Origin of the sequence: Marinicellulosiphila megalodicopiae, from assembly GCF_045862395.1 — a bacterium.
Classification (GTDB): domain Bacteria; phylum Pseudomonadota; class Gammaproteobacteria; order Pseudomonadales; family Natronospirillaceae; genus Marinicellulosiphila; species Marinicellulosiphila megalodicopiae.
Genome location: NZ_AP023087.1, coordinates 4,215,872 through 4,237,980 on the forward strand (window position 1 = coordinate 4,215,872; position 22,109 = coordinate 4,237,980).

The following is a 22,109-nucleotide window of genomic DNA, read 5'->3' on the forward strand; positions in this document are numbered from 1 at the left end:
TAACCTAAAGTTTAACTTAAATAGTCAATATCAAATTGCCTTAATAAAGCAATGGTTTGAGTAAGCGGTAAACCAACAACGCTACTATAACTGCCTTCAATTGATTCAACAAAACCCGCACCTATACCTTGAATGGCGTAGCCTCCTGCTTTATCAAGTGGCTCACCTGTATGCCAATAATTTTGTATCTCTTGAACAGTTATGTTTCTAAATTTTACATTTGTGGTCACGGTCACTAGCTTTGTTTGCCTAGGACTTTTTACGTATACCGAAGTGATCACCTGGTGCCAATTATCACTTAATTTTTGCATGTTTACTCTGAACACATCGTAATTTTCAGGTTTTAATAAAATTTCATTTTCAAAACACACAATTGTATCGCTAGCTAAAATCACTGCAGCCGTTGAATTTTGAATTTGATTGAATACATGCTCGCCTTTTTTAATGGCAATACGTTCAACATAATTGATTGCATTTTCACCTACCAGTCGACTTTCGTCCACATATGGTGATAAGCATTCAAACTGGTAACCCAGCTGGGTTAGCATTTGTTTTCGTCTAGGTGACGATGAAGCAAGAATAAGTGTCATTGGATTCTAAAGCTCTGACGCAAATGTCGTAACAACAAATAAGACCATGGCCAAAAAAGGGCGCTGAATACACAGGGATAGAAAAAGCGCCAATCCCAAATAAAATCGCCTAGCAACATATTAATAACCGCAGTCACAAACATACCGATAAAAATTATCCCCATAACCATGATAGATTGCTGAAAAGCTGGGAACATTCTTAATCGCTGATACACAATTAGCACTAAGTAAGCTTGAATAATTAGCCCAAGCGCGTACACACCAAATACATTATCACGCATTTCATCCATCAAAATACCGATAAAAAAAGCAGTAATAAATGAAAACCGCTCAGGCAAAGCTAACACCCAATAAATTAGAACAATCATCACAAATTGTGGTCGCCCCAATGCTAATGTATCAGGTAGTGGAAATTGATCTAGGAAAATAGCAATAACAAACGTCAACCAAACGATCCAATGATTTTGCGGTTCTTTATCAGTCATTGGATAACTCATCTTCAATTAAAAATAAATGGCGGCTTGTTTCTAATTCGGCAATAGGCTGAATAAAAATTCGAAAGAATTTTTGATCATCGCTTTGGATTTCTGTCACCGTTGCGACAGGATACCCTTTTGGATAGCGCCCTCCTAAGCCCGAGGTCACAATAAGGTCTCCCACTTGTACATCTTGAGTTTTAGGAATATACATTAATTCCATCTGTTCAATATCACCCACACCCTGTGCGACTGTTCGATAATGGGTTCTTAATAATTCTACTGGCACTGCGGATTGCTGATCGACCACCAACATCACTCTTGCTGATAATGAATCCAATTGAATAACCATGCCAAATACGCCTTTTGAATCCAAAACAACCTGCCCAACATACACGCCATGCACGCTGCCGCGATTAATCATCACATGGTGATTAAATGGGTTGCTATCTTCGGAAATTATTTCGACGGTTTTTACGGGATGTTTAATTGCTTCAACAGCATTTAAAAGTGTTCTGAGGCGAGCATTTTCAGCTTCTAGAAAAGCTAATGTTTGAACTTGACGCTCCAAAACGATGATTTCGTTCTCAAGGTCTTTATTTTGCGCGATTAAGGTTTCTTGATCTTCAAAGGACTGAGTACCCCATAAATAAATTTTACGAGGCACGCTTACTACAAGATGAACAGGTGCAGTTAACAGTGAAAGCGCTTTATGAGCAGGGTCTAACGTTTCTCGATTATTTAATTCTACCCATAACAAAGCACAGCAAACAAACACCGAGAGGAAAAATCGACTGTGCGGCCCTTGTTCTTGTAAAAATATGGACTTAATGAGACACCTCTATGCGTTTATTGAGGAATCAATTAATAGTCTTGGGCAAATTCAAAAATACGATCATCCATCATTTCTAGTGCCTTTCCGCCACCGCGAGCAACACAGGTTAATGGATCATCTGCAACCAAAACAGGCAAACCAGTTTCTTCAGATAACAATACATCAATATCACGAAGCAATGCACCCCCACCTGTAAGGACAATGCCTGACTCTGCAATATCCGCTGATAATTCTGGCGGGGTTTGTTCTAAAGCGGATTTTACCGCAGTTACGATTTGAGATAATGCTTCTTGTAACGCTTCTAAAACCTCATTGCTATTTAAGGTAAAGCTGCGCGGAATACCTTCTGCAACGTTACGGCCACGAACATCAATTTCTAATAATTCTTTTCCTGGATACGCACAACCAATTTCAAGCTTAATGCGCTCAGCTGTCGCCTCACCAATAGCAGAGCCATAATTACGACGAACAAACGCTACAATCGCTTCATCAAAACGATCGCCACCGACTCTTACGGAGTCTGAATACACCACACCATTTAGGGAAATGACCGCGATTTCGGTAGTACCTCCACCTATATCCACTACCATTGAACCGCGCGCTTCTTCAACTGGCATACCCGCACCAATTGCCGCAGCCATTGGCTCCTCAATTAAATGAACAACACGTGCACCTGCACTTAATGCAGATTCTTTGATGGCTTTACGCTCAACCTGGGTCGATTTACAAGGTACGCAAATTAAAACTCGAGGGCTAGGTTTAAACCATGAATGTTCATGCACTTTATAAATAAAATGCTGAAGCATTTTTTCTGTTACTAAGAAGTCGGCGATCACACCATCTTTTAATGGTCGAATCGCTTTAATGCTCCCAGGAGTACGACCAAGCATTCGCTTAGCATCGGTTCCCACAGCGGCAACTTGTTTTCCGTTTGGCGTATCTCGAACCGCAACTACAGATGGTTCATTCAAAACGATATCTTGGTCGCGAACGTAAATTAAAGTATTAGCTGTCCCTAAATCTATTGATAGATCATTTGAGAACATTCCACGAATTTTCTTAAACATATTTAACCCTTAAAATGTTATTTCTGGCCATACAAGATGAAACTAAAAACTTAACGCCAAAAGATAATATAAAATTCCACTGAATGTACCAATGCTGGACTCTTTGAGCAAGCATCAAATAATAAATATAGTCGTTACACGGTAAAAAAATTGGAATATTCCAACCTTACCCTTATTATTTATTTAAATTTAATAATTTGAGACAACCATGAGCAATAAAGATTCAACTCAACAGCTAGGAAAAGGTTTCGGATATGTCGCTTGGTTTTTAGCATTAGCGGCAATGACTTGGTTTTTTTCAGGAGTTCTAGACAGACAAGAAAATCCAAATAATAGGATATCTACAAATCAAAATGACGCTTACAAAGAAGTTATTTTGAAGGATAATCGAAATAACCATTACGTGTTCACAGGAAAGATCAATCAAAAAGAAGTAGTCTTTTTAGTGGATACTGGTGCAACCGATGTCGCGCTATCTGAAAGTTTGGCAAATAAACTTAATTTAACCAAAGGATCACGAGGTATCGCCAATACTGCAAATGGGGAAACACGTACATATCAAACATGGATTCGCCAACTCAACATCGGTGACATTACACTTTATGACGTTCAGGCGAGCATTGTCACTGGCATGGATTCCGAAGACTCCGTTCTTCTTGGCATGAGCGCCCTTAAAAATTTAGAAATGATTCATAAAAACGGACAATTGACCTTACGCCAATACCCATAGCAGAATTTAAATACAAATAACTTGATCGCTTTGCTGAACATCTGTAACGGGCGAACCTGGATAGCTAATTACAGTGATATTCAGGCAACACTCAATCATTTGTTTCCAGCGCTCACATTGCTCACCAAATACATGGATATGCTGTACATTTTTCATCAATAGAGTTAACGCTTCAAGTTTTGTATGAGTGTATTCGCTGCTTACGCACAAAATGACATCTTTCATAAATATCCCCTTACGTATCTTATCCGCTAAGAATGGCAAACTTTGATGAATCTAAACTGAAGGACTTGAAATAAAACTGAGTTGGACGCATTATGTGACTAATTGCATCTGGCTATATAGCATGAATTTGCTTATTTTTAGCCAATGTTTTTTAACAACACAGGAGAATGTCATGTCTGATATCGAACAAATGTACAACGAATCCACCGCAATGAGCGTGGATGTACCGAAACTTTTAAGAAACACCTATAGCTTACTGGCTTGTACCGTACTATTTAGTGCTGTAATGGCTTTTGTTGGCATGCAAATGAATATCGGTTTTATTTCCCCATTTATGACGCTTGCTATTGTATTTGGCTTGTTTTTTGGCATTGCTAAAACAGCTAATAGCGGTATGGGAATTGTGCTAACTTTTGCTTTAACTGGTTATTTAGGCTTTTCATTAGCGCCGTTAATTACTGCCTACATGGGCGCAGGCAAAGGCAACATAGTTGTTCAAGCCTTTGCTGGTACCGCATTTATCTTTTTCGGATTATCTGCTTACGCGTTAACTACCAAAAAAGATTTCACCTTTTTGTCAGGATTTTTGATGACAGGCGGCTTAGTGTTAATGGCTGCAGTTGTGATGAGTATATTCCTTCAAATACCAGCTTTGCACATTGCTATTTCTTGTGGATTCATGGTGTTTTCATCTGCTAGCATCTTGTTTTATACAAGCTCTGCAATTAAAGGTGGAGAAACTAACTACGTAATGCTGACAGTTGGATTATTTATGGCAGCTTACAATTTATTTGTTAGCTTACTAAGTATTTTAGGCATCTTCGGTGGCGATGATTAATAATTAATCAACGACACATACAAACCCGCTTTTGCGGGTTTTTTTATGCCTAATCGCAACCTGAATATACCCTGACTTGTATAGCACTTTTTTAAAGATACATATTTTTTCGCCTGCTAATATGTAACTGTTCTCATCTTGTGATAAAAATACAAATGCATGATACCTAGATGATTTTTTTTTGGTATGATGCAACCACTTTTAAAGAGGAGCCGCAATCATGCGTAAATTATTATTAGCCGTTATGGCGTTGTTAACTGTTCAAATTTCATCTGCAAAATTAAATGTAGGTGATGACGTGTATCTTCCTGAGTTAGTTTCACTTGAAACTGGTGAAGCGATTGATTTATCTCAATACAAAGGAAAAGTATTATTTGTTGAGTTTTGGGCAAGCTGGTGTACAACTTGTGCGAAATCATTCCCAACTTACAACAAAATCCACAAAGCATTAGATAGCGACAAGTACATGATGATCAGTATTAATACTGATAAGAAAGAAAAAGACGCTCACAAATTCTTAAAAAACACACCAGCTGATTTCTTAGTGGTACGTGACACTGAAAAAACTGCTGTTAAAAAATATGAGCCTAAAGGTTACCCTGTAGGTTATATCGTAAACAAAGCAGGTAAAATTGTTGCGATTGAAGAGTCACAACCAGAATACGAAGAGTTAAAAGCGTTATTAGAAGGTTTAATGTAAGCTTTACTTTTCTAAACAAACCAGCTTAGGCTGGTTTTTTTTCGCCTTAAACAAAGCAAAGCAAGCCTGTTTCCACAGAACTTAACTTGATTTACTGCTACACGAACAAAATAAACAACAACACCTAAACTCAAATTCAAGGCAAAAAAAAGCCAGCAAACGCTGGCTCATTAAATCTCAAACAATTACTGAACGTTTGCAGATTCTTTTTCTTTAGCAGCGGCAGCTTGTTTAGCTTGAGCTTGCTGATAAATTGCATCAAAGTTGATTGGCGCTAACATAAGCGCTGGGAAGCCACCTTTAACAACAACATTATCAATTGCCTCACGTGCATATGGGAATAATACGTTTTGACAATAAGCATTTAATGCATGCTTCTTCTGTTCGTCAGAGAAATTTTTGATTGAGAAAATACCCGCTTGTTGAATTTCAACTAAAAAAGCGGCATCCCCTTCAACTTTAGTATTAATGGTTAATGTTAAAACCACTTCAAAATTATCATTACCTAGATCTTTATTCTCAGATTTCATGTCCATTTTTACTTCAGGCTTCCACTGCTTACGAAAAACATCTGGAGAATTAGGTGATTCAAATGACATATCTTTTAAGAATATTTTTTGTACGTTAAATGCTGGTGTAGTTTGTTCTGACATAATATTTCTCTTTTTAGTGAATAAAAAGGCTTTAACCCTTTAATAATTGATCAAGCTCATTTTGATTTTCCAATTGGTAAAGCTCATCACATCCACCGATGTGCTTTTCACCTATCCATATTTGGGGAACAGTATGTCGACCACTTTTGCTCATCATCTCTCGACGTAAGGCGTAGTCTTGGTCGACCTTAATTTCATCGTATTTTGCTCCTTTTTTTTCAAGCAATTGTTTTGCTCGAATGCAAAAAGGACAAAATCGAGTGGTATATATAGTGACCATTAAGATTTAACCAAGGGTAATTTACTTGCTTGCCACTCATAAATGCCGCCTTGTAGGCGGTTTAAGTTGGTAAACCCTTCTTTTAATAAAATACCACCAGCCGAAGAAGCGTGTTGCCCTGCTTTACAAATTAATATAACTGGCTTTTCTTGATATTTTTTTAACTCTTTGGCACGCTGAGTTAACTCTTTAAGTGGAATATTAATCGCGCCAGACAAATGCCCCTCACGATATTCATTAGAAGGTCGAACATCTACCACAACGGCACCTTCATTATTGATTAGATTGGTCACTGCATGCACAGACAGGCTATTTCCTGTACGAGCACTCTCATGTTTAATAATTAAAAACAATAACACCGCCCAAACTGCAACAGCGATCATGTTCTCACCTACAAATGTAAATAAAACGTCCACAATATTATTCCAAAAAATCAAAGTTGGGGGATTATACAGATTTTCGCCTTGACTGAACAACCGTTATCAACCAAGCTAACATAGGTTTATCTAAAAATAATGACCTATGACTGCTCAATATGTTTATTATCCATTTAAGCACTATCATCCTATTAAAGGGTTTGATTTACAGTTAGTGCTCACCAATTGCATCCAAGGCCTACATTCAATGGATGGCATGCCTGCGTATGTATTTAACATATGTTTACCTTGCGATACTATTATTGGGCAAGCAGACATCAGAATTGGCACTAGCGACTACTTAATTAAATATGGCGGACAAATTGGTTACGGCATTAATCGAGCTTATAGAGGCTTTAATTATGCAGCCAAAGCCTGTCAACTTCTTAAAAAAGTCGCCCTTGATCACGATATGACTACATTATGGATAACATGTAATACCGACAATATTGCCTCTATCAAAACCTGCGAGAAATTAGGGGCAAAAAAAGTCGATAAAGTCATCATCCCTAAATGGACAGAGCTCTATCAAAGAGGCGATCGAGAAAAATTTCGTTATTTATGGGATTTAGAATAAACTGCCCCTCCTTTATAAAATCAATACACCTCATGTTATTAACAGACTGCCTTACCAAACTTAAAAAAAGTAATCGGCCTATTTTTCTTGGTTATTCTGGTGGTGTTGACTCCGAGTTTTTATTTGACTGTTTAATTAAGCACGGCATTACTTTTACTGCGATTCATATCCACCATGGCTTACAAGTACAAGCAGATCACTGGCAGCAACATTGTAGAACTCAATGCTCAGCCAATAACATTGCCTTTATAACAAGTAACGTCAAATTAAATCCAAATGGTAAAGGTATTGAAGACGCTGCACGTCAGGCAAGAATTGAGTTTTTTATTCAATGCATGAACCAAACTAATCAAACCTGCACTTTAATTTTAGCCCATCATCAAGACGATCAACTTGAAACCTTCTTTTTGCGTTTAATGCGCGGAGCATCATTGCAGGGTTTGTCAGCCATGCAAGATGAAGCTGAATTTTACGGGCACAAAGTGGCAAGACCTTTATTGGAAATGAGCAAACAATCTATTATTGAACAATCTGCACATTTAAACTGGGTAGAAGACCCAACCAACCAAGAATCAAAATACGATCGTAACTTTTTAAGAAACCAAGTTTTACCATTATTAAAACAAAGATGGCCCCATGCAAATGAATCCATTGAGGCATCTATCAAACACATTCAATCTGCCAACGCCTTCGAAACTGCATATTTTATCAACCAAGTTCAGCATTTAACTGACAATTCAAAGGGCCTTCGACTTTCTAAAGATTGTGAAAATCCAGCCAAAACCCTCTATTTTTGGTTAACTCAAACCCTGAACTTACAAGCTAACCAAAAATTAATTAATGAATTATTAAATTTAACTCAAGCCAAACAGTTACATTTGGCAAAAGTGATTTATCAATCCAAGCAATTTATTTTTGATGGCGAGTATTTAAGATTTATTGAGTCGACACAACCTCCAAGCACCATTTCAAACATTCAATTTAATTACCCTATCACTTGGAATGAATTCACAATCGAGTTCAAACTAAACGAGCAATTACAACAAACAGGCTTAAAAGCAAACTTAGATATCCACCAATTTCGTATTGATTCACGACCAACCAATCAAAAATTAAGCATTTTTGGCCGCCACCAACGCCGTGATTTAAAGCGACTATTACAAGAAATTGATTTACCTTGGACGACCAAGCAAAACCTGCCCTATATTTTTTATGGACAGGAATTAATCGCAATCGGTCACTTTTTCATCGTAAATGAATATGCTTCTGAAAAAGGCAGTGCAGGAATTGAAATTATTTGTAATTGAATATGGTGAACCCCGTCACTTTGCGATAATATAGCCTCCCATCTTTTGTTACCCATTCCTTGTTATTTTTTATCGCTTTTCGCATTCTTAGAATACGCGAGGAATTTCTATTTTTTTTTGAGATGGTTTTTTATGACTCGATTTATATTTGTCACAGGCGGCGTAGTTTCTTCGTTAGGTAAAGGTATTGCTTCCGCTTCATTGGCTGCAATTTTAGAAGCACGCGGACTCAATGTGACGATCCTCAAACTGGACCCATATATCAATGTGGACCCAGGAACGATGAGCCCATTCCAGCACGGTGAAGTATTTGTCACCGAAGATGGCGCGGAAACTGACCTAGATTTAGGTCATTACGAGCGTTTCATCGACACTACCATGAATCGCAGCAATAACTTCACCTCTGGCCGTGTATACCAAGATGTTCTTAAAAAAGAACGTCGTGGCGACTATCTTGGTGGAACAGTTCAAGTAATCCCTCACATCACAGACGAAATTAAACGCCGCGTATTTGAAGGCGCTGGCAAAGCGGATATCGCCATTGTAGAAATTGGTGGTACGGTTGGTGATATTGAATCATTACCTTTCTTAGAAGCCATTCGTCAGCTTAAAGTTGAACTTGGGTCCTCTCGTGCGCTTAATATGCACTTAACTTTAGTTCCTTATTTAAAAACTGCAGGTGAAGTCAAAACCAAACCGACTCAGCACTCTGTTAAAGATTTACGCACTATCGGTATTCAGCCTGACGTTTTATTATGCCGCTCTGAAGTACCTATTGATGCATCAAGCATTCGTAAAATCTCGTTATTTACAAACGTAGAAGAGCGCGCTGTTATTTCATTACCTGATGCTGACACGATTTATCGCATTCCAAATATCTTACAAGATAGTGGTTTAGATAAAATTATCCTTGAGCGCTTCAACTTAGACTGTCCAGTAGCCGATTTAAGCCAATGGGAAGACGTTGCCGATCGTAAATTAAACCCAACTCGTGAAATCAACATTGCCATGGTTGGTAAATACATGGAGCTTCTTGATGCGTATAAGTCATTAATTGAATCCATTGATCATGCAGGAATTCGTGCTCGTCTCAAAGTAAATATTGAATATATTGACTCTGAAGACATTGAAACAAAAGGCACGGCTCTTCTTGAGGGCAAAGATGCGATTTTAGTACCTGGCGGTTTTGGCCATCGCGGCGTTGAAGGTAAGATTCAAACAGTTCAATTTGCTCGTGAAAACAAAATTCCATATTTAGGTATTTGTTTAGGCATGCAAGTAGCCGTAATTGAATTTGCACGTAACGTGGCTAAATTAGAAGGTGCAAACTCAACTGAGTTTGACAAACAAGCTCGTCATCCTGTGATTGGTTTGATCACAGAATGGATTGAAGCGGATGGATCAAAAGTTGAGCGTAATGAATCAACAGACCTTGGTGGCACCATGCGTTTAGGTGCTCAAGACTGTCGTTTATTAAAAGACAGTAAAGCCCATCAAGCATATGGTCAGGAAATCATCAAAGAACGTCACCGTCACCGCTACGAAGTGAACAACAACTATGTTGTACAACTTGAAAAAGCAGGATTGGTTTTTTCTGGAAAATCAGTTGACGGGGCATTAGTTGAAATGATTGAAAATAATGACCACCCTTGGTTTGTGGCTTGCCAATTTCACCCAGAGTTCACATCCACTCCTCGCAAAGGGCATGGGTTATTCTCAGGCTTTATTGATGCCGCCGTTAAACAGGCAGATAGCAAAAAATAAAAATTTAAAATCAAGGGCCTTTTTTAGGCCCTTTTTTACATATAACTTCTCAATATGTTAATTTTTAGCACTACATTTCATTAAAATAAAGTATGATTCTAACTTTTTTAATATGTAGGGTTATGTATGTTATTCAAAACCACCCAGTCACACGATTTGAATCTCTCGCAGTCTTCTGTACCAGGAATGCTTAGCCTTTCGATTTTACCTCTTTTATTAGCATTCTTTTTTCCCCTGATTTACGTATTAAGTGACCTTTACTTTCTAAATCAATTTGATAAAAACCTAAGCGCACAATTATTCTTTTACAGCCCATTATGCTTATTATTTACTCTAGTAAGCTTACTCATCGCACCTGGAGCTGCTTTATTTATAACAAAAAGCATTGCTCAATTTGATTATGAATCTGCAGAAAATATTGCAGGGTCGGCAATTTTATGGATATTTATAATTGGATGTACTCTAAGTGTCTTTGGATATATTGGATTATCCTCAATCATTGAAATGAATTTGATAGATCTTACTAACACCCAAATCAGTCACTTATACCCTTACCTTATTGCGATCCCTTTTATACTATTAGCTCAATGTTATTTTGATTTTCTGCGAGCTCAGGGCAATACAATATTCATATCATTGATTGTAATTTTCGGGTTTTTAATCAATATTGCTCTAAATTACACTGCAAATACTTATTTCAATTTAGGTATTCTAGGAGTTTCAACTGCAACATTAATTTCGTTAATTATTACCTGTTTAATATTAATCATTGTATTTTCAACTGGCCAAACTGAGATTCGTATTGGAAGTAATGATTTATCATTAAGTGTCACCAACCTATTTTCAATTATTAGCCAAAGCTTATTATATTTTTCAATTACAGCGGCATTACCTTTAACGGTTTTGGGCATGTATTTTTGGACGGCTCAAATTGAATCCTCAAGTTTAAATTTTGATATATTTCATCATGCCTTTTTAATTAGTGCAGCGATTTGCTTTACATTATTTTCGCCATGTATTGCTTTATTATTAACATACCAATCTATTTCTATTTTTAATCTCTCTACGTTTTCTTATTCCAGAGTAAAATCGGCGCATAAATTCTCGATTCGATTCATTGCAATTTACGGTGTATTAATCACTGCAGCCATTCAATTTTTTCCAAATGAAATACTCAATATTTTAGCCATTGATGCAAACCTACAATCAACTGTATTGGAGTTATGTCTATATTTCTCTTTAGTTGGCACTTTTCATTTTATCAATGCAAGTTGGAGTACATTCTTACAAAGCCAAAATGCAAGCAAAAGCGCATTTCTATTAATTTGGATACCGACCGCGATGTTATTCGGAGCGTTTTATTTTTATCCACAAATTGATTCACTTATTAATGTAGATGTAGATATTATTTGGTATTCGTTTATCGCAGCTTACATCCTTACATCAATGTTAGCCTGGGTTCGATTTGCATTTTCTTTTAATGAAATCAACAAAGTCAACTTTACAAAACCTGAAAAAGTGCAAAAACTCAAAGTAAAAGAGCAAGCAAAACCCATCGTTGAAAAAATAATACAACCTTCAGAATCAAACACTGGAAATGTAAAATCAGATTTTGACGAGGATTTTTTATCGTCATTCGCATCTGACACAGAGGAGCAATTAGAAGAATTAGACGACATCGATGAGTTTGAAAAAGCAATGGCCTCATATAATAAAAATATGAGTTCTGCTACACCAAATATTGCATTAAATGAAGAACAAAAAATTGCCCAACCCGTAACAAAAGCAGAACCAGAACCAGAACCAAGTAAATACGATCAATTTCCCGATCAATCAGATCAAGATGCATTAAATGCACTTGATGATATCCCAGGATCAGAAGATGATTTTGGTTATGACATATTTACAAACGAACCAAACACATCAGAAAACCAAACAGCTAACTCAGAAAACAAACAAATCAATGACACGGATGAAAGATCAAAATCTTTAGACTTCGAATTATCCGATGAATTTTCATCCGTTAATACAGAATTACCTGAACATTTAGATATTGAACAAACAGAAAAAAATGAACTTCCAACAATAAATGATTTTAACGCAATTGAAGAAATCAATTTAAAAACTGCTGAAGAATTCAATATTAATGAAATCAAATCCTCTAATGAATCTGAAGTTTCGTTAGACATTGAACTTGAAACGATTTCCGATTTTGCAATTGAAGAACTCGAAGACATTGCCCCTGTTGAAATAATTGACGAAATTCAGCTGGAAACTATATCAACCAAACAAACCACACCTCCTTTTGACAAAGAAGAACGTCTAAAAAATGAATTAGAAGAGGTCGATGATTTATCATCAGAACTTGCAAAACTTGATCAAGAATTAAACGAATTATATGAAAAAAACAGTGAAACGGATCTCAGTAAATTAGATGAATTAATTGATGCTGCTGATGTAAACACACAAACCAGCAATGCAAGTCAGCCGGTAAAAATATCCACATCTATTGAATCGGATAAAATACTTTTTGTTGCAAAAGGCGATGAAGAAATTATTGAAATTTTTACGGAGGAAGCTGAAGAAATATTTGAAGAATTGCCTCAAAAAATAAACGCATTTAAAAACAACAATAAGGACAAAGAAATTATTAAAGAATTGCAGCGTGACTTTCACACTTTAAAAGGTGGCGCAAGAATGGCATCCATCGAACCAATGGGGGATTTATGCCATCAATATGAAATGTTATTTGAGAAAATCGGTTCTGGAAGAAAAACACCAAATACGGCAATAATAACATTAATTGATGATGGTTTTATAGAAGTTCAAAAGGCAATTGAAAATATTATAAAAACAAAACAATATCATTTTGATCAGTCATTAATAATAAAACTTAAAGCCCTATAATTCATAATATTGATATTTTAGGTGCGCATAACGTAAACAATCAAGCAACGTTAAGCACACCTAACTTCTTTAATCTTGCCTCCTTTGAACAAAACAAACGACACAATCCATAAACCGCAGCAATTAATCGCCCATAATCTTTTGCGAATTGGATTTCATCTTCATAATTTAAAGAATATTGATGGCAAAATATTTTAACAACCTTCCCAGCATCTTCCATATAACGCGTAAACTCAGAGTAGGTTTCTTGCTGATCGGGAATAGATTGTAATGGGTCAACTACCGAAACTTTTATTTCAGATAAAATTCGATTGTATTCTTTTTCAAATATAACAATTTGCTTTCGTCCTTCATCAGAGCAAATTCCATTTGCACTGATTTGAGCTAGTAAATTATGTAATCGGATTTGATACTTACTTAATGAAATCACATTCTTTCTCCTTTAATACATATCATAAAATTTAATTGGATTGGATAAAATGAATTCTAAAATCTTCCTGGTAAGTCGCACTATGTCGCTTATCAATCATGCTTCTAATAAACTCAACTTTCTCTTTTGGCACATCAATCATAACTAAAAACAACCCCTCATCGATGGCAGCATGGTATCGACGTATAGTTGCACTTTGAACATTCATTCCAACCACACAACCTAACACCAACCCAATAAAACAAGCGGATAAGAAATACCCTTTTGGCTGTACAATATCACCATCTACAAACATACCACGATCAAGAAACCAGCCAAATACAAAAAACGAAATACATAATGCCAAACCAACACCAACCAGAGCACCTTGAATGACTTCAGTACGTTGGAAAATATTAGCTGCTTGAATGTGTCGCTTATCTAAATGTTCAGGTTGATTACTTGCCACATGAAAATTCCAATCTGAAATTCCTTGTTGATGTACTAAATTAGAAACTTGTTCAACTTGCTCTACATCATCAGCTAAAAAATGGATACGACGCATAAAGTACTACTCCCAATATTCTCAAAATCAAAATTTGTCATGCTCATTAAGAGTCACAACTGACAACTTTTAATATAGACAACTTTTTTAAATGAGATTGTTGAGATTTGTAACCAGAAAGGATTTAAATTTTCATAAGGGAGGGGATAATTGCTCAACCATTGATTATGATTGAGCTTGCAGGGCGATTAAAATTTTATTGAATAATAAAATAAAAAAACTTAGCAAAAATATTTTTTTCAGCTAGTCATCTAAGTCATCTGACATACGCAAAATTCGCTCATTTTCTTCCTCTAAAGCAGCTTTAATTTCAAGCATTACACTGTCAACATCAGCCTCAGAATCGTCGGATTCAAACTCGCCAGTTAATGTTAAATCTTTGTGCAATTGTGCTTTTTCAAAATGATGCCAAATCTCTTTAGCATATTGAGTTTGCGCCAACTCTGGAGCAAATTGGGCGTAATAATCGGTCATATTTTTTACATCTCGATTGAACAAAGCTTGCGCCTGCTGATTACCCGCTGCATTGACAACTTGTGGAAAATCAATCACTACAGGACCATAATCATCCGCTAAAACATTAAATTGGGATAAATCTCCGTGAATTAGGCCTTCACATAACATACGCATGACATACACCATCATCACATAATGATCTTCTATGGCCTGTTCTGCATCCATAGCAATATCATTTAACCGAGGGGCAACTTCACCATCTTCTGTCGTGACCAATTCCATCAGCAAAACACCATCAATAAACATGTAGGCTTGTGGCACTCTGACACCGGCATTTTTTAATTGATGCAATGTATTGTATTCTGTTTGCTGCCAATCAGACTCTTGCTGTTGCTTGCCAAAAGCGGAACCTTTTTCAATTGCCCGTGCACGCCTTGAGTTACGAGTGCTTCGACCCTCTTGATAAGTCACTGCTTTTTTAAAGCTACGAAACTGCGCCTCTTTGTATACTTTTGCACATTGAATTTGATCTTTCGCCTTGACGACAAACACATCCGCTTCTTTACCACTCATCAATGAATACAAGACTTCATCGATCAAACCATATTCTATTAATTTATCTAATACTGCTGGAGTTTTCATTTCACCTTACCTAGAAAATCCTTAAAAAACTGACCTGACATACAATCAATATGATTTGTGTGCATTAACAAATTTTCACCTCTTTTCTCATTTTTTGATTGTTAAATATTTCAGGTCACACCAATGTTTAATCACTAAATATCACAACACGCATTGGATATTATTTGAGCATCATTTAATCATGGCACTCATTTTTTATTTGGCCTTCAATAATTACTATTCCAATGTAACGCACCCAAGCTGCATTGTCGATAAAACGTGTTAGAATCGACTCATTTTAAAATGAGGTTCACACATGAAAAAAACTTTGTTCATTCTTTTAACAATTACATCAACACTGGGCTTTGCTGGTCCTGAACCTTCAAAAACCTTTTTTGGTAACGCATTTAAATTAAACACAGATTTATTTGCTTGGGCAAACGCTTTAAATGCTGAAATTGAAGTGATTACTCAACCAAACCTAACAGCAGGCTTAGGTTTGAAATTAGGTGGGTTTGGCTCTCATTTGGTAGCTAATGGCCGATATTATTTTAATGAGGCTCAGCAAGAGTCGCCTTTTTTACGCAGTTTTATCAGTTTACCATTATTAACAGGTGGTGAAGTAGGCTATGGTGCGTCAGCAGGATATCAGTTTGTATTTGATCGTAAATATTTCGCTTCAGGACAATTAGGATTTGTAAGAGATTTTGAATTTGATGCGGAAATTACAGTAGGGATCAGTTTTTAAGCCCCAGAAAAAGAAAAAGCGCCCAGATTCAGCTAAATCGAAGGCGCTTAAATAGGATAACCATGTTTTATTTTTTATTGGAAACCTATAAATTTCTCAGCACCTTGATATAAGCATTTGCCATGCCAACTTAATAAGCCACTGATTTATAAGCACTTTATTAATATACCACCTTAATATGTTGTACTTTGTTACCATAATTATTGGTAAAGGTAACACTCTCAAAATAAAGTGTTACCTTTACCAGTAAGTTTGATTTACCGACCCACCACCAAGACCAAACATCAAATAGTTACCCTCTATCCTATTTTTCACACTTTGATTAGCTTAAATATTAGCGCACGAAAAACTCACATTTTTGTCTCTCTTAAGTTTGCCCACTAAACACCCAGCATCAAGAATACAATCTAATAAAACTATGTTGTATTTTCGAAATTGAATTTGCCAATTATCGTTCAGATTGGATTCATCGAGTATGTATAAACTTACTTCTATCAAACAAACAGAACAACCGGAGAAACCCATGAACTTAAAAACGATAATAACTACCGCCACAATGATTACTACTTTAAGTACAACAACAATGCTAGCTACTGCAGACAATTCATCTAGACATTATGACTCTCATTCTGTCACTCAATACACGCTAGATAAACGCAAAAATGATCGATATACAGAGCAACTTGAAAATAAAATTAAACGATTGGAAGAATTATTAGCCTTGGCGGATAAATTCATAGAGCGTTATATTTTATCGGATGAGCGACCAACACGTAATTACAACCAACAAAATATTCCGCGCCGATCAAGCGAAGTGACCGTTTATTCTTGCGCCATGAGCCCTGATTCTCGCCAAACTGTAATACTTGAAATCAATACAGATCGCAAACAAGCTAAAAATGATTTAATTCAAGAGTGCAGAAACAGTGGATATCGCCAATGCGCTGCCAAACAAATTACTTGCGAATCTCAAAGCGTATCCACATCACATCGCAACAATCATTGATATAGAATATTCTCAGCATATTGCCACCTTCGGGTGGCTTTTTTTATTATGGATGTTAAGAACTACAATTAAATTCACAAATTTACGAAACTTCATTAGTCCTTTACGGTATTTTTTATTATACTGTTTTCATACCCTGAGTTATTGGCCAGCTCGTTGGACCTAGAGCCGATAATTTAAACCCCAGGAGTGTTGACTTCGATGCTGTGAGCATGTCCGCTTGACGGAAAGCCTAATTCATCAATCTTCACCCCGCCCTTAAACCTACCGGTTTAAGGCCTAACCAGCAGCCGTAACTCGGGGCTCTTATTTCTTCTGGTTGTCCTTTCTTTTTATGCTTCATTTTTTATAATAAAAACATGTCTGATGCAAAATCAATAAAAAAAAATATTCGCAATATCATGCGACTAAAACGTCAAAGCTTAAAAATTGATCAGCAAACTCGCGCCAGCAAACATCTTCTTAATAATTTATTAAACTGTCCTGATTTTTTATCCGCCAAGCGCATTGGTATTTATTTAGCAAGTGATGGTGAAATTTCACTCAATCCATTGCTTAACTCAAATGATACTCGATTAAAAAACAAACAATTCTTTGTGCCGATTGTCAAAAAAAATAAAAACAAACAACTTAATTTCACTCAAATATCTAAATCAGCGACATTAAAACGAAACCGTTTTGGTATTTGGGAACCCAAAAAAGTACACGCCATTCAAAATTGGAGTTTGGATTTGGTATTAATGCCTTTAGTGGCTTTTACACTATCTGGCCAGCGTTTAGGCATGGGTGGGGGATTTTATGACACAACGTTTGCAACAAAAAAAATGATCATAAAGCAACCAAAATTATTTGGCATTGCACATACATTTCAGCAACTCGAATCCCTTCCAAATGAACCTTGGGACATTCCAATTAAAAAGGTAATCAGCGCATAATGAACATTTTAATTTTAGGAGCAACGGGATTAGTTGGAAATGACTGTCTTGAAATTTTAATCAATAAACCATCAATTAAAAACGTTATATGCCCCACACGCAAACCATTGCATCCACACGAAAAATTAACTAACCCTGATTTTAATACTTGGTTAAATGATATTGAACACAATCCAAAATTACTCAATACAATCGACGCTGTAATTTGTTGTTTGGGCACAACAATAAAATTAGCAAAAACAAAAGAACAATTTAAATTTATTGATCACACATTGGTATTAAAAATAGCCACAATTTGCAAGCAAGCCAACATTTCAATTTTTGCTTATAACTCTTCACTAGGTGCTAACATTAATTCAAAACAACTTTATGTACAAACAAAAGGATTAGTTGAATTTGATTTAACTCAATTGGATTTTAATTATTTATCAATTGTAAGACCAAGTTTACTAGTAGGAAAGTCCCGCCCAGAATTTCGATTTGGTGAATGGTTAGCCATTCATTTTACTTTACTTTGTAATCCACTTTTACCCAAAAAATATCAATCCATAAAAACCATGACCGTTGCCAAAGCATTATGCCATTTAGTTATGACACCTTCTAAAAAAGTGGTAATTCTTGAATCAGACAATTTACAAAACTTTTTGTAACGCTTGTTTCCAACGCAAAATTAATGCATCTCGCAATGATAATTCCATTTTTGGGTGATAACTATTTTGGCACTGCCATGCATTTTCAATATCTGTTAACGAAGCAAACAATCCCGCTTGTAGCATCACAGCATAAGCGATTCCTTGTGCAGTTGTTTCAATATTGATCGGTTGTTTAATTTCTGAGGTTGTGATGTCCGCTAGAAACTGCATTAGCCATTGATTATTGACCATCGCCCCATCCACTTTTATTTCATTAATTTTTTTCTGACTGTCTTGTTCCATAGCAAATAATAAATCGTAGGTTTGATACACACTTGACTGTAACGCCGCTGTAATAATATGAGATTGCGTGGTATCTCTTGTCATACCAATAATTGACGCTGTTGCATCGGCATTCCAATAAGGTGCACCTAATCCAACAAAAGCGGGTATTAAAATAACCGGATTATCCGCACCAACTTTATTAGCATGTTCAGACGTATCACTGGCATCATTAATTACTTGTAAATTATCACGCAACCACTGAATGGTTGCCCCTGCCATAAAGATACTTCCTTCTAATGCATAATGCGTATCTCCTTTAAATTGAAATGCAATAGTAGTTAATAAATGATACTGAGATAATCTGAAATTCCGCTCAAGTTGACTCATCATAAAACACCCTGTTCCGTAAGTGCTTTTTACCTGTCCTGTTTTAAAACACGCCTGCCCTATCATCGCCGCATGCTGATCACCAGCCATTGCCAAAATGGGGATATCTGCTCCAAATAAATCAGTGACACCAAAATTTGCACCATTATCAAAAACCTCAGGTAGCATATGTTTTGGGATATTAAATAAAGTTAGCAACTGATCATCCCATTGCTTCGTTTGAATATTAAACAACATTGTACGAGATGCATTAGTTACATCCGTTTTAAATGATTCACCTTTTGTAAGTTTAAATAATAAATAGCAATCCACAGTACCAAAACATAACTCTCCTTTACTGGCTTGATTTTGTAAGTTTTCATTGTGATCCAATATCCATCTAATTTTACTTGCACTAAAATATGGATCGACAATTAAACCCGTTTTTTTCCAAATCACATCCGCCATTTTTGTTTGTTTAATATCATCGCACTGCTTAGCAGTGCGTCGGTCCTGCCAGACGATAGCGTTATACACAACCTGACCTGTTTTTTTATTCCAAACCAATGTGGTTTCGCGCTGATTAGTAATTCCAATTCCAATAATTTGAGCAGCATTAGCTTGTGCTTTTTTCATGGCATTCTTGCAAGTTAATAACACTGTATCCCATATTTGATTTGGATCGTGTTCAACCCAGCCAGACTGCGGATAAATTTGCTCAAACTCCATTTGATCCGATGCAACTGGAATGCCGTTCAAATCAAACAACACACAACGTGTACTGGACGTTCCTTGATCAATTGCCATAATCCATTTTTTCATTATTTAACCTCACCCTATTTAAAAAATTAAAAAAGTTTTCACCCTTTTTCAAAAATCTTGCGATTAATACATAACAGATCACTAATTTAAGTGATATCAACGTATTTACCAAGGGGAAACACATGAAAAAAACCATTCAATTAACTATTTTAGCTGCAAGCTTCATTACTGTGAGCGCATTATTTGTAAACTGTGCATCAAGCACTAAAACTGGCGAAACTATCGCACAAGAATATGAAACAAATCATACTGATGCAAAAAAATCCATACCCGCGCCAAATGAAATTAAAACAACTGCTACACCTGTTTCAGAAACTAGGGTAGTAGAGCAAATGGATCAAATCAGTAATATGCATGACATAAACAGTCATCATAATAAAATTCAAACATACCAAACACAGAAAAGCGAAAAATATAAAGCTACTGATCAATCAACTAACTATTCAAATATAATGATTGAAGCGCCATTATATGAAAATCGACTCACTGCACCAACTATTGCGCACAACCCTGTACATAATTTAAAACTGACAAAAGATGAGCCTGTTAGTACATTTTCAGTGGATGTGGACACCTCTAGTTTTTCACAAATTCAGCAATATTTAGATAATGGACAGCTCCCTCCAAAAGAATTAGTACGCACTGAAGAAGTCATTAATTATTTTAACTACGATTACCTCACACCATCTACTTTAAATTCACCTATCGCATTAAATGCAAATTTAATTATGCATCCTTTTAAAGCAAACACGCATTTATTACAACTTGGCCTGAAAGCATTTGAAGTTAAAAAAGAAGAACTTCCTGCGATGAATTTAGTTCTATTAATTGATGTATCAGGTTCAATGAGTAGCCAGGATAAATTGCCATTATTAATGAAAGGCATGGACGTATTAATTGAACAATTAGATGAGGATGATAAAGTTTCAATTGTGACTTATGCAGGACGTGCTGCAGTATTAGCAGAAGGAATTTCAGGAAACAATAAACAACAATTACATAAAATCATTCATTCATTAAACTCTGGCGGATCTACTCATGGCAGCGCAGGCATTAAACAGGCATACGATTTAGCAAAACAATTTTATATTCAAGAGGGTGTAAATCGAGTGGTACTAGCCACTGATGGAGATTTTAATGTGGGTTTAACTGGAGTCGATTCATTAAAAACATTTGTGAGCAAACAAGCTAATGATGCCATTTATTTATCTGCTATAGGTTTTGGACACTCTGGTTATAATGACGCAATCATGGAAGAAATCAGCAATGCCGGCGAAGGCAATGCTTATTTTGTAAATGATTACAATCAAGCCCGCAGAATATTTTCAGAACAACTACCAAGCATGACATTAAGTGTGGCATCTGATGTCAAGGTTCAAGTTGAGTTTAATCCGCAATATGTTTTGGAATACCGATTAATTGGATATAACAACCGTCGATTAAACCGTGAAGATTTTAACAATGACAAAATAGATGCTGCTGAAATGGGAGCAGGACATACAGTAACCGCTTTATATGAAATCACATTACAAGGTGATACTCCCAATGTAGATCCATTACGCTATCAAAATGAAGGGCAGGCACTTTCAATTCCTACATCAGAAAATACTGAAATTGCCTATTTTAAAGCAAGATACAAATTACAATTAAATCAATCCAGTGAAAAAATCACCCTGCCTATATTAAATACAACTAAAGCATCTAATACTGATTCACTTATTTTAGCGACCAGTGCTATGCAATTTGCAGAAAATTTAAAATCCGACCAAACTCAAAAAAGTGATTACGATTTAATATTAAATTGGCTAGCAAATATTGACAATTCTAATTCTGAGGTAGCACTGTTAACTAACATGATTCATAATGCTAAAAGTTTACTCATACAATATTAATCATCAC

General features: G+C 36.1%; 24 protein-coding genes and 1 other RNA gene. 13 read left to right on the forward strand and 12 right to left on the reverse strand.

Annotated elements, in window-relative coordinates; all coding sequences use genetic code 11:
* Positions 1-11: 11 nt before the first annotated feature.
* The 4 genes from TYM08_RS18110 to TYM08_RS18125 all read right to left on the reverse strand — a co-directional run bounded on the left by TYM08_RS18110 (position 12) and on the right by TYM08_RS18125 (position 2,968).
* Positions 12-590 carry a Maf family protein gene (locus tag TYM08_RS18110; protein ID WP_422380556.1) on the reverse strand — a complete coding sequence of 193 codons (579 nt, stop codon included), beginning with the start codon at positions 588-590 and terminating at the stop codon, positions 12-14.
* A complete protein-coding gene (gene mreD, locus TYM08_RS18115) occupies positions 587-1,075 on the reverse strand; it encodes a rod shape-determining protein MreD (RefSeq protein WP_422380557.1) in 489 nt (162 codons plus the stop codon). The genes TYM08_RS18110 and mreD overlap by 4 nt, the downstream gene beginning before the upstream one ends.
* Complete coding sequence (gene mreC / locus TYM08_RS18120; protein WP_422380558.1) at positions 1,068-1,826, reverse strand: rod shape-determining protein MreC; 759 nt, start codon at positions 1,824-1,826, stop codon at positions 1,068-1,070. The genes mreD and mreC overlap by 8 nt, the downstream gene beginning before the upstream one ends.
* A 104-nt stretch (positions 1,827-1,930) precedes the next feature.
* Positions 1,931-2,968 carry a rod shape-determining protein gene (locus tag TYM08_RS18125; protein ID WP_422380559.1) on the reverse strand — a complete coding sequence of 346 codons (1,038 nt, stop codon included), beginning with the start codon at positions 2,966-2,968 and terminating at the stop codon, positions 1,931-1,933.
* A 208-nt stretch (positions 2,969-3,176) separates the two neighbouring features.
* Between TYM08_RS18125 and TYM08_RS18130 the strand changes: the two genes are divergently transcribed.
* The gene (locus tag TYM08_RS18130) at positions 3,177-3,698 is read left to right on the forward strand and encodes a retropepsin-like aspartic protease family protein (RefSeq protein WP_422380560.1); all 522 of its coding nucleotides are present in this window, start codon (positions 3,177-3,179) and stop codon (positions 3,696-3,698) included.
* 6 nt (positions 3,699-3,704) lie between these two features.
* Here TYM08_RS18130 and TYM08_RS18135 read toward each other — a convergent pair whose 3' ends face one another.
* On the reverse strand, positions 3,705-3,923 hold the full coding sequence (locus TYM08_RS18135; protein ID WP_422380561.1) for a hypothetical protein: 219 nt from the start codon (positions 3,921-3,923) through the stop codon (positions 3,705-3,707).
* Positions 3,924-4,095: 172 nt separating this feature from the next.
* Between TYM08_RS18135 and TYM08_RS18140 the strand changes: the two genes are divergently transcribed.
* Positions 4,096-4,761, forward strand: coding sequence for a Bax inhibitor-1/YccA family protein (locus tag TYM08_RS18140; RefSeq protein ID WP_422380562.1), 666 nt, complete (start codon positions 4,096-4,098; stop codon positions 4,759-4,761).
* Positions 4,762-4,981: 220 nt separating this feature from the next.
* A complete protein-coding gene (locus tag TYM08_RS18145) occupies positions 4,982-5,461 on the forward strand; it encodes a TlpA family protein disulfide reductase (RefSeq protein WP_422380563.1) in 480 nt (159 codons plus the stop codon).
* A gap of 185 nt (positions 5,462-5,646) precedes the next feature.
* Here TYM08_RS18145 and secB read toward each other — a convergent pair whose 3' ends face one another.
* The 3 genes from secB to TYM08_RS18160 are packed head-to-tail and all read right to left on the reverse strand — an operon-like array spanning position 5,647 to position 6,777.
* Positions 5,647-6,114, reverse strand: a complete 468-nt coding sequence (gene secB / locus TYM08_RS18150; RefSeq protein WP_422380564.1) for a protein-export chaperone SecB — start codon at positions 6,112-6,114, stop codon at positions 5,647-5,649.
* A 31-nt stretch (positions 6,115-6,145) separates the two neighbouring features.
* A complete protein-coding gene (gene grxC / locus TYM08_RS18155; RefSeq protein WP_422380565.1) occupies positions 6,146-6,394 on the reverse strand; it encodes a glutaredoxin 3 in 249 nt (82 codons plus the stop codon).
* On the reverse strand, positions 6,394-6,777 hold the full coding sequence (locus tag TYM08_RS18160; protein WP_422380566.1) for a rhodanese-like domain-containing protein: 384 nt from the start codon (positions 6,775-6,777) through the stop codon (positions 6,394-6,396). The genes grxC and TYM08_RS18160 overlap by 1 nt, the downstream gene beginning before the upstream one ends.
* Before the next feature lie 139 nt (positions 6,778-6,916).
* Here TYM08_RS18160 and TYM08_RS18165 point away from each other — a divergent pair, with 139 nt between their 5' ends.
* From TYM08_RS18165 to TYM08_RS18180, 4 genes are all read left to right on the forward strand, one after another.
* Positions 6,917-7,387 carry a GNAT family N-acetyltransferase gene (locus TYM08_RS18165; protein ID WP_422380567.1) on the forward strand — a complete coding sequence of 157 codons (471 nt, stop codon included), beginning with the start codon at positions 6,917-6,919 and terminating at the stop codon, positions 7,385-7,387.
* A 32-nt stretch (positions 7,388-7,419) separates the two neighbouring features.
* The gene (gene tilS / locus TYM08_RS18170) at positions 7,420-8,694 is read left to right on the forward strand and encodes a tRNA lysidine(34) synthetase TilS (protein WP_422380568.1); all 1,275 of its coding nucleotides are present in this window, start codon (positions 7,420-7,422) and stop codon (positions 8,692-8,694) included.
* A gap of 132 nt (positions 8,695-8,826) precedes the next feature.
* Positions 8,827-10,458 carry a CTP synthase gene (locus tag TYM08_RS18175; RefSeq protein WP_422380569.1) on the forward strand — a complete coding sequence of 544 codons (1,632 nt, stop codon included), beginning with the start codon at positions 8,827-8,829 and terminating at the stop codon, positions 10,456-10,458.
* Positions 10,459-10,584: 126 nt separating this feature from the next.
* Complete coding sequence (locus TYM08_RS18180; RefSeq protein ID WP_422380570.1) at positions 10,585-13,365, forward strand: Hpt domain-containing protein; 2,781 nt, start codon at positions 10,585-10,587, stop codon at positions 13,363-13,365.
* A gap of 40 nt (positions 13,366-13,405) precedes the next feature.
* On the opposite strand, the gene TYM08_RS18185 is transcribed toward TYM08_RS18180, so the two are convergent.
* The 3 genes from TYM08_RS18185 to TYM08_RS18195 all read right to left on the reverse strand — a co-directional run bounded on the left by TYM08_RS18185 (position 13,406) and on the right by TYM08_RS18195 (position 15,437).
* A complete protein-coding gene (locus tag TYM08_RS18185; RefSeq protein ID WP_422380571.1) occupies positions 13,406-13,795 on the reverse strand; it encodes a hypothetical protein in 390 nt (129 codons plus the stop codon).
* 31 nt (positions 13,796-13,826) lie between these two features.
* Complete coding sequence (locus TYM08_RS18190; protein WP_422380572.1) at positions 13,827-14,339, reverse strand: hypothetical protein; 513 nt, start codon at positions 14,337-14,339, stop codon at positions 13,827-13,829.
* 243 nt (positions 14,340-14,582) lie between these two features.
* Entirely contained in the window at positions 14,583-15,437 is an 855-nt protein-coding gene (locus TYM08_RS18195) for a PA4780 family RIO1-like protein kinase (RefSeq protein ID WP_422380573.1), read from the reverse strand.
* Between the two features lie 295 nt (positions 15,438-15,732).
* Here TYM08_RS18195 and TYM08_RS18200 point away from each other — a divergent pair, with 295 nt between their 5' ends.
* The 5 genes from TYM08_RS18200 to TYM08_RS18220 all read left to right on the forward strand — a co-directional run bounded on the left by TYM08_RS18200 (position 15,733) and on the right by TYM08_RS18220 (position 18,755).
* Positions 15,733-16,164: a hypothetical protein gene (locus tag TYM08_RS18200; protein ID WP_422380574.1), complete on the forward strand. Its 432-nt coding sequence runs from the start codon at positions 15,733-15,735 to the stop codon at positions 16,162-16,164.
* A gap of 475 nt (positions 16,165-16,639) precedes the next feature.
* A complete protein-coding gene (locus TYM08_RS18205; protein WP_422380575.1) occupies positions 16,640-17,170 on the forward strand; it encodes a hypothetical protein in 531 nt (176 codons plus the stop codon).
* Positions 17,171-17,300: 130 nt separating this feature from the next.
* A non-coding RNA gene (gene ssrS / locus TYM08_RS18210) (6S RNA) lies at positions 17,301-17,478 on the forward strand.
* A gap of 51 nt (positions 17,479-17,529) precedes the next feature.
* The gene (locus TYM08_RS18215) at positions 17,530-18,105 is read left to right on the forward strand and encodes a 5-formyltetrahydrofolate cyclo-ligase (protein ID WP_422380576.1); all 576 of its coding nucleotides are present in this window, start codon (positions 17,530-17,532) and stop codon (positions 18,103-18,105) included.
* Positions 18,105-18,755 (forward strand): hypothetical protein, encoded by a 651-nt coding sequence (locus TYM08_RS18220; protein ID WP_422380577.1) that lies wholly within the window; start codon positions 18,105-18,107, stop codon positions 18,753-18,755. Before TYM08_RS18215 ends, TYM08_RS18220 begins: the two co-directional genes overlap by 1 nt.
* Here TYM08_RS18220 and glpK read toward each other — a convergent pair.
* Positions 18,738-20,210: a glycerol kinase GlpK gene (gene glpK / locus TYM08_RS18225; protein WP_422380578.1), complete on the reverse strand. Its 1,473-nt coding sequence runs from the start codon at positions 20,208-20,210 to the stop codon at positions 18,738-18,740. The two genes, TYM08_RS18220 and glpK, sit on opposite strands and share 18 nt — an antisense overlap.
* Before the next feature lie 122 nt (positions 20,211-20,332).
* Here glpK and TYM08_RS18230 point away from each other — a divergent pair, with 122 nt between their 5' ends.
* On the forward strand, positions 20,333-22,102 hold the full coding sequence (locus tag TYM08_RS18230; RefSeq protein ID WP_422380579.1) for a vWA domain-containing protein: 1,770 nt from the start codon (positions 20,333-20,335) through the stop codon (positions 22,100-22,102).
* Positions 22,103-22,109 lie beyond the last annotated feature (7 nt).